Genomic DNA, 8,456 nt, shown 5'->3' on the forward strand with positions numbered 1-8,456 from the left:
GCGGTTCGTTTCCCTCGATCGGTACCCCCTGGAGGAGACATGGCCCCATCGACCAGACCCGCCCACCGGCTGCGTGCCGTGCTGGCCGCCGTGGCACTCGCCGTGGGGGCCGTGACGGCGCCCACGGCGGCTCTCGCCGACGACGCCGCGGCGCCCGCGACGGCCCCGACGTCGCCCGGCTGGGTCAGCCGGTACGAGACCCGGATCGGCGACGACCCGGCCGCCGTCTACTACCCGGCGGGCCGCCAGGCCGTTCCGGTCGCCCTGCTGCTGCAGGGCGCCAACGTCCCCGGGGCGAGCTACGACAGGTTCGCCCGGACCGTCGCCGGTTTCGGCTTCGCGGTGGCCGTCCCCGACCACCGGCGCGCCGTCGGCCCGGTCTCCGGCCTGTTCCCCGAACAGCTCCAGATCAACACCGCCGCGGCATGGGCCGAGGCGGAGAACTCCCGCGAGGGCTCACCGGTCGCCGGGCGGCTGGACGCCGGCCGGCTGGTGCTGCTCGGCCACTCCTTCGGCGCGGCCGCCGGGCTCTTCGCCGTCGGCAACACCTGCACGGTCCCGTTCTGCTCCGGCCCCGTCTACCGGCGCCCCGCGTCCCTGCGGGCCGCGGTGTTCCACGGGGCCGGCACCGCGGCGCCCGGCGGCGGGACCGTGCCGATCGACAACACCGGGGTGCCCGTCGCCCTCGTCCAGGGAGGTCTGGACGGGATCAACCCGCCCGCCACGGCACGGGCGACCTACGACGGCCTCGGCTCGCCTCCCAAGGCGTTCGTCACGCTGACCGGAGCCAACCACTTCGGTCTCACCGACACCCAGACCCCGCCCGGGGCACTGCCCGACCCTTCGCCGCAGACCCTGCCGCAGGAGAGGAGCGTCGACGCGGCCGCCAGATGGAGCGCGCTGTTCCTGCGCGCCTCCCTCGGCGACCCGCTGGCCGCGGCCTACGTCTACGGTTTCGGCGACGCCTCCGACGACGACGTCACCGTGATCTCCCAGCGTTAGTTGTATACATTCATCGACGCAATCCCTGACAATTCTCGGGACTCGTGGGCTTATTGCATACATTTCTGATACTTCTGATGCATGTCTTCTCCGAATGCGCACATCGTCGAGGTGGGGCCGAGGGACGGGCTGCAGAACGAGTCCGTTCTGATCGGCACCGACGCCAAGGTGGCCTACATCGAGGCGTTGGCGGCCGCCGGCCTCACCCGCATCGAGGCGGTCAGCTTCGTCCACCCCCGTCTGGTCCCCCAGATGGCCGACGCCGAGCAGGTGATGGCCCGCGTTCCACGCCGCGACGGGCTCAGCTACATCGGCCTGATCGTCAACGCGCGCGGCCTGGACCGCGCCCTCCACGCGGGAGTGGACGAGGTCAACGTCACGGTCGTGGCCACGGAGACCTTCTCCCTGCGCAACCAGGGCATGACGATCGCCGAGGCACTGGACTCGTTCGGCGCCGTCGCCGGGCGCGCCCGCGCGGCCGGACTGCGCGTCACCGCGACCGTCGGGGCGAGTTTCGGCTGCCCCTTCGAGGGCGAGGTGCCCCCCGGCCACGTCGCCGAGATGGTGCGGCGGTGCGCGGACTCGGGGGCCGACGAGATCGCCCTCGCCGACACGATCGGCGCGGGCGTCCCCGCCGACGTGCGGCGCCTGACCGGAGCCGTCCGCGAGGTCACCGGCCTGCCGCTGCGCTTCCACTTCCACAACACCCGCAACACCGGCTACGCCAACGCGCTGGCCGCCGTCGAGACGGGCGCCACCGCGCTCGACGCCAGCGGTGGCGGGATCGGCGGCTGCCCGTTCGCCCCCGCCGCGACCGGCAACATCGCCACCGAGGACCTCTGCTACGCGCTGCGCCGCTCGGGTGTGGACACCGGCGTCGACCTCGACCTGCTGATGTCCGCGGCCGCGTACATCGGCGAACGGCTCGGCGCCCCGCTGCCCGCCCTGCTCGGCAGGGCGGGCGACTTCCCCCCGGCCACCACCACCGCGCGGACGGCACCCGGACGGCCCCCCGGCTGACGGCGGCCCGCGCGCGACGCGCCTCACATCACCGGAACGGCATTTCCTCACCCGCAACAGGAGGGCCGATGCACATCGCGGACGGGATCCGCGGATTCGCCGCAGCCTCCCCCGGGGCGCCCGCTGTGGTCGACGGCGACCGCACGTTGACCTACCGGGCTCTGGACGACCGCTCGAACCGGCTGGCGAACGCCCTGCTGACCGCCGGGCTGCGGCCGGGCGAGCGGGTGGCGCTGCTGCTCGGCAACCGGATGGAGTATCCCGAGATCGCCTGCGGCATCGCCAAGGCAGGGCTGGCCATGGTGCCGCTCAACCCCCGCCTCACCCCCGGCGAGGCCGCCTACGTGCTGGGCCACTCCGGCAGCCGGGCCCTCGTCCTGGACGACGCGCTGGCCCCCGCGGTCGACGGCGTCGAGCTGCCCGGCACGGTCCTGTCCGTGGGCGGCGCCCGGCTCGGGCCGTCCTACGAGGTGGCGCTGGCCACGGCGAGGTCCGCCGACCCCCGGGTCGAGACGGATGAACGGGAGCCGTTCTGCGTCGCCTACACCTCGGGCACCACGGGCAGGCCCAAAGGGGTGGTGATCAGCCACCGGTCGCGGTCGCTCACGTTCTACGCCTCCGCCCTGGAGTGGGGTCTCGGCCTGGGCCGCCGCACGATCGCGGTCGCGCCGATGTACCACGGCGCCGGGTTCGCCTTCGGCTACGCCCCGGTTCACACCGGCGGCACGGTCGCGATGCTGCGGTCGTGGGACCCCGAGCGGCTGCTGGCGATGATCGAGCGGGAGCGGGCCCAGTCGGTCTTCCTCGTTCCCACGCACGCCCACATGCTGCGCGCGGCCGGGCTGGGGAAACACGACCTGTCCTCGCTCGACACGCTCTACTTCAACGCCGCCGCGCTGCCGGGGCCGTTGAAGGAGTGGGTGCTGGAGGCGTTCCCCGGCGTCGGCGTGCACGAGCTGTACGGCTCGACCGAGGCCGGGATCGTCAGCACCTGCCGCCCGGCCGACGCCCGGCGCAGGATCGGCTCGGTCGGGCATCCCTGGTTCATGACCGAGGTCAGGGTCGTCGACGACGAGGGGAACCCGGCGCGGCGGGGCGAGCTGTTCAGCCGCTCGCCGTACCTGATGAACGGCTACCTGGACGACCCCGCGGCCACCGTCGCCTGCACCACCCCCGACGGGTTCCTCACCAGCGGCGACATCGTCGAACGCGACGAGGAGGGGTACCTCTACATCGTCGACCGCAAGAAGGACATGATCGTCTCGGGTGGGGTCAACATCGCCCCTCGCGAGGTCGAAGAGGTCGTCGCCGCCTTCCCGGGCGTCGCCGAGACCGCCGTCGTGGGCCTGCCCGACGAGCGGTGGGGCGAGAGGGTGGCGGCGTTCGTGGTCGTCCTGCCCGGCGCGTCGGTCGACGCCGAGGCCCTGGCCGCGCACTGCCGCGCCCGGCTGGCCGGGCCCAAGCTCCCCCGGCGGGTGGAGTTCGTCCCCGCACTGCCCCGCAACGCCGCAGGCAAGATCCTCAAGCGCGAGCTGCGCGACACGCACTAAGGAGGGCCGTTCATGCGACCGCATGTCGAACTGATCCACGAGGACGACTACGTCTGGCACGCCGCCGAGCTGGTCGGCGGCGAGGGCCGGGCCGGCGAGCGGCGGCTGTCGGTCGACGAGGAGGACGGCTCCTCGTCCCTCCGGATCGACTTCCGCACCGACTGGGGGCGCGGCCCCGGCGTCCACCACGCCGACACCGAGTACTACGTGCTCCAGGGCTCGATGACGTACGGCGGGCGCCGTCTCGGCAGGGGCGGCTACGTCCACGCGCCCCGGGGCGTGCCCGCCGAGGCGATCACCTTCGCCGAGGGCACGCGGATCCTGCACTACCGCGAGTACGGCGACGCCGGCTTCGACCTCCACGCCGGCCGCAGGCCCGGCGCCCGCGACGACGTCGTCGTCATCGACACCGAGGCCATGCGCTGGGACGCCGTGCCCAACCCCGGCCCCATGCCCGGACTGTTCATCAAATACCTGCGCGTCGACCCGGTCACGGGTTTCTACACCCGGCTCGTCCACGCCCAGGGCGGCTGGTCCGACCACCGCCTGGCCCATCACCCCTGCTACGAGGAGGCCTACACCGTCCAGGGGCACATGGAGTACAACTTCGGCACCCTGGACCTGGGCACCTACTTCTTCAGGCCCGCCCGCGTCAAGCACGGCCACTTCACCACGATGGAGGGCGGTGCGACCTGGCTGCTGCGCTCCGACGGCGAACTGCACAACTGGTACACCCAGAACGCGTGGGTGCGCTGGGGCGGCGAGGCCGTCAACTACGGAGGGACCGACGGCGGCCGCATGCGCTGGTCCCAGTCCGCTCACGACCTGGGCAGGGGCTCGAACCGGCGTGGCGAGCGCGACCTGGCGGACCTGCGGGCGTCCCTGGAGTACGCCCGCTCCCAGGGCGCGGCCGACGCCGACCACGTCCCGCACGGTCACGGCGCCGACAGGAGCCTGCTCGCCATCGCCAAGGCCCTCGACGCGGCCCGCCTCCAGGGCGGCCACGGCGACCACGACCACGCGGACGGCCCTCACCACGACCACGGTCACGGTCACGGTCATGCGGACGGCGGTCACGACCACGGTCACGCGGACCACGGTCACGCGGACGGCGGTCACGACCCGCACGGCCTGGCCGCCGACTGGGGAGCCGACCCCCGATCGCTCGAACACCCCGGCGAGCGCACCGACGCCGGCGCCCACAACCGGGGCCACGGCCGCGCCTGGAGACAGGGCGATCCCGTCCCCGCCCCCATCCTCTCCAGCCTGCCGGTCCGCAGCCGCTCCCGGGGCCGGTGGGACGCCGACGGCATGTGACCCGTCCGTTCGCCCCCGGGCCCGCCCCGTCCCGCGGCCATCGGCCCCGGACGTCACAGATCATGGAATTGTATGCAGATCATTGCCAATATCTCGCCTATCTCCCATGATTAGGTGAAGAAACTCATAAGGATGTATACATGTCGACAGTCGATGCCCTTCGCGGCCTGATCCTCGCCGGCCGATACGCGTCAGGCGACCGGTTGGGCGAGGTCGAGCTGGCCGAGACGCTCGGCGTCAGCCGCACCCCGGTCCGCGACGCGCTGCGACAGCTCCAGGCCGAGGGGCTCGTCGAGATCACCGCCAACAGGGGCGCAAAGGTCATGGAGTACCCCCGCGCCGATCTGGAGACGATCTTCGAGCTGCGGGCCGGGATCGAGGGCCTGGCCGCCCGGCGGGCCGCGGCCACCGCGACCGAGCAGGACGCCGAACGCCTGCACGAGGTGGCGGTGACCCTCGGAGAGCACGCCCGCCGCCACGACCTCGACGCGGTCTACCGGCTCAACGCCGAGTTCCACCAGGCGCTGGTACGGCTCGGCGGCAGCGCCGTACTGGCCCAGTCGATCAGCTCGCTGGTCCACTCGCCCGTGCTGCTGCGCACCTACAGCGCCTTCGACGAGGAGGCCATGCGGCGCAGCGTCGACCACCACATCGAGATCGCGGCGGCCGTGCGGGCGGGCGATCCGGACTGGGCCGAGGCGGTGATGCGCGCCCACCTGTTCTCCGCGCGCGCCTCGCTGCTCGGCCCGAGGGAGAGGCGATGAGAGGACTTCCCCTCGGCGACATCCGCGTCGTCGAGCTCGGCCAGCTGCTCGCCGGGCCGTTCTGCGGCCAGTTGCTGGGCGACTTCGGCGCCGAGGTGATCAAGGTGGAGGACCCCGGCAGGGGCGACCCGATGCGGCAGTGGGGCAGGGAGAAGCCGTACGGGCAGTCACTGTGGTGGCCGGTCGTCGCCCGCAACAAGAAGTCGGTCACCTGCGACCTGCGCACCCGGGAGGGCCAGGACCTGGTCCGGCGGCTCGTCGAGCGGGCCGACGTGCTGCTGGAGAACTTCCGGCCCGGCACGCTGGAGCGCTGGGGTATGTCGCCCGAGCGGCTGCACGAGCTCAACCCCCGGCTGGTCGTCACCCGCGTCACCGGCTTCGGCCAGACCGGCCCCTACGCCCCCCGCGCCGGATACGGCTCGATCGGCGAGGCCATGGGCGGCATCAGGCACGTCACCGGCGACCCCGACCGGCCGCCGTCGCGCACCGGGATATCGCTGGGCGACTCGCTGGCGGCCACCCACGCCTGCGTCGGCACGCTGGTGGCGCTGCACGAGCGGGAGCGCAGCGGACGGGGCCAGGTCGTCGACTCGGCCATCTACGAGGCGGTGCTGGCGATGATGGAGTCGATGCTGCCCGAATGGCAGCAGGCCGCCTACCAGCGCGAGCGCACCGGCCCCGTGCTGCCCAACGTCTCGCCCAGCAACGTCTACCCGACCGGGGACGGCGACTCCATCCTCGTCGCCGCCAACCAGGACAGCGTCTTCTCCCGCCTGGCGGCCGTGATGGGCAGGCCGGAGCTGGCCGCCGACGAGCGATACGCCACCCACGGCGCGCGCGGCGGGAACGCGGCCGAACTCGACGAGATCATCGCCGCCTGGACCGCGTCGATCCCCGCCGAGGACCTGCTCAAGGCGCTGCACGAGGGCGGCGTTCCCGCCGGGCGCGTCTACACGGCCAAGGACATGTTCGAGGACCCGCACTTCGCCGCCCGCGAGGCCATCGTCCGCGTGCCGCACCCCGACTTCGGCGAGCTGGCCATGCAGAACGTCGTCCCCAAGCTCTCGGCCACCCCCGGCGGCGTCCGCACGGCGGGACCCGCGCTCGGCCAGCACAACGACGACGTCTACCGGGGGCTGCTCGGCCTGACCGCCGAGGAGATCGCCGCCCTGTCGGCCGCGGGAATCATCTGAGACGAGGAGCCTCCATGCGCCGTCCGCCCGTCCCCCGCTCCCCCGCCCGCGCATGATCAGGGACCACGACGAGGTGTTCGGACGCTCCCTGCCGTTCGGGGAGCGTCCCGCGCTGATCCTCATCGACCTGATGCGCGCCTACTTCGAGCCCGGCGGCGAGCTGTTCCTGGGCTCCCGCGACTGCCTGGAGTCGGCCGCCCGGGTTCTGGCCGCCGCCCGTACGGCGGGCGTCCCGGTGATCCACACGCGGGTCGCGTTCGGCCCGGGCGGCGTGGACGGCGGGCTGTTCTTCCGCAAGGTCGCCCCGCTGCGTCACCTCGTCGGCGACGGGCCGCTCGGCCGGCTGATGCCCGAGGTGGCTCCCGGCCCCGACGAGGTGGTGATCGTCAAGCAGTACGCCAGCGCCTTCTTCGGCACCACGCTCGCCTCGACGCTCAACGCGCTGCGGGCCGACACCCTCGTCATCACGGGCGTGTCCACCAGCGGCTGCGTGCGCGCCAGCGCCGTCGACGCGGTGCAGCACGGCTTCGTGCCGGTCGTGGTACGGCAGGCGGTCGGCGACCGCGACCTCCGGCCGCACGAGGCCGGCCTGTTCGACATCCAGGCCAAGTACGGCGAGGTGTGGGACGAGGCGGCCGTGACGGAACGGCTCGGCGGGGGCCTCCCGCGGGCCGGGAACGGACCGCCGGCCGCATGAGGATCACCTACGGCCCCTGGGGCGAGACGCTCGACGAGCTGGCCGCCGCCGCCAAGGCCGCCGAGGACGCGGGCGCCGAGGCGGTGTGGGTGCCCGAGTTGCACCGCAGCGCGACGGTGAGCGCCGCCGCGCTCGCCCGCGCCACCACCCGCGCCCAGGTCGGCACGGCCGTCGCCCTGGCCTTCACCCGCAGCCCGATGACCCTCGCGCTGGAGGCGCTGGACCTGGACGAGCTGTCGGGCGGCCGGTTCGTCCTGGGCCTGGGCTGCGGCGTCCGCCGCCTCAACGAGGACTGGCACGGCGTGCGCTGGGACAGGCCCGTGGCCCGGCTCCGCGAGACCGTCGCCGCGATCAGGGAATTCGTCGCACGCTGCGGCACGGGGGAGCCGATCGACGCACCGGGACTGCGGATCAGGGGCTACCGGCGGCCCTTCCCCGCCGCCCGCGACCGCGTCCCCGTCTACCTGGCGGCCGTCGGGCCCGCGATGACCCGCCTGGCGGCCGGGATCGGCGACGGCTGGATCTCGCACGAGCTGTGCTCGCCGGCCTACCTGCGCGACCGGCTGCTGCCCCGGATCGGCGAGGGCCTGGCCGGGCGCGCGCGCTCCGACCTCGACGTCGTGGTCTCCGCCTGCTGCTCCATCGACGAGGACCCGAGGGCCGCCCGCCGCAGAGCCGCCGGAGGGGTCGGCTTCTACGCCTCCGTGCGCGCCTACTCCGGCCTCTTCGACTTCCACGGCCTGGCCGGGGAACAGGCCCGGGTGGTCGAGGCGTTCCGGAGCGGCTCGGGCGCCGGCGACCTGGCCGGGGCCGTACCCGACCACATGGTCGGCGCCCTGACCCTGTCGGGCACGGCGCGGCAGGTTCGCGAGCGGCTCCGCGCCTACGAGGGACTCGCCGACACGGTCAAACT

The 8,456-nt window shown here is 73.5% G+C and carries 8 protein-coding genes; all 8 read left to right on the plus strand.

The window, feature by feature from the left end:
- Positions 1 to 39 precede the first annotated feature (39 nt).
- On the plus strand, positions 40 to 1,002 hold the full coding sequence (locus tag CA984_RS07550) for an alpha/beta hydrolase family protein (RefSeq protein ID WP_086569673.1): 963 nt from the start codon (positions 40 to 42) through the stop codon (positions 1,000 to 1,002).
- 81 nt (positions 1,003 to 1,083) lie between these two features.
- A complete protein-coding gene (locus tag CA984_RS07555; RefSeq protein ID WP_086569675.1) occupies positions 1,084 to 2,022 on the plus strand; it encodes a hydroxymethylglutaryl-CoA lyase in 939 nt (312 codons plus the stop codon).
- A gap of 68 nt (positions 2,023 to 2,090) precedes the next feature.
- Positions 2,091 to 3,572: a class I adenylate-forming enzyme family protein gene (locus CA984_RS07560; protein WP_086569677.1), complete on the plus strand. Its 1,482-nt coding sequence runs from the start codon at positions 2,091 to 2,093 to the stop codon at positions 3,570 to 3,572.
- Between the two features lie 12 nt (positions 3,573 to 3,584).
- Positions 3,585 to 4,889: a DUF4437 domain-containing protein gene (locus tag CA984_RS07565; protein WP_086569679.1), complete on the plus strand. Its 1,305-nt coding sequence runs from the start codon at positions 3,585 to 3,587 to the stop codon at positions 4,887 to 4,889.
- A gap of 140 nt (positions 4,890 to 5,029) precedes the next feature.
- A complete protein-coding gene (locus tag CA984_RS07570; protein WP_086569681.1) occupies positions 5,030 to 5,653 on the plus strand; it encodes a GntR family transcriptional regulator in 624 nt (207 codons plus the stop codon).
- On the plus strand, positions 5,650 to 6,846 hold the full coding sequence (locus CA984_RS07575) for a CaiB/BaiF CoA transferase family protein (protein WP_086569684.1): 1,197 nt from the start codon (positions 5,650 to 5,652) through the stop codon (positions 6,844 to 6,846). Before CA984_RS07570 ends, CA984_RS07575 begins: the two co-directional genes overlap by 4 nt.
- A 52-nt stretch (positions 6,847 to 6,898) precedes the next feature.
- Positions 6,899 to 7,543: an isochorismatase family protein gene (locus CA984_RS07580; protein ID WP_086569686.1), complete on the plus strand. Its 645-nt coding sequence runs from the start codon at positions 6,899 to 6,901 to the stop codon at positions 7,541 to 7,543.
- Positions 7,540 to 8,456, plus strand: a 917-nt coding sequence (locus CA984_RS07585; protein ID WP_086569688.1) for an LLM class flavin-dependent oxidoreductase, incomplete at its 3' end; no start/stop codon positions are given. The genes CA984_RS07580 and CA984_RS07585, both read left to right, overlap by 4 nt.

The sequence above is a fragment of the Streptosporangium minutum genome (assembly GCF_002149035.1).
Taxonomy (GTDB): Bacteria; Actinomycetota; Actinomycetes; order Streptosporangiales; family Streptosporangiaceae; genus Streptosporangium; species Streptosporangium minutum.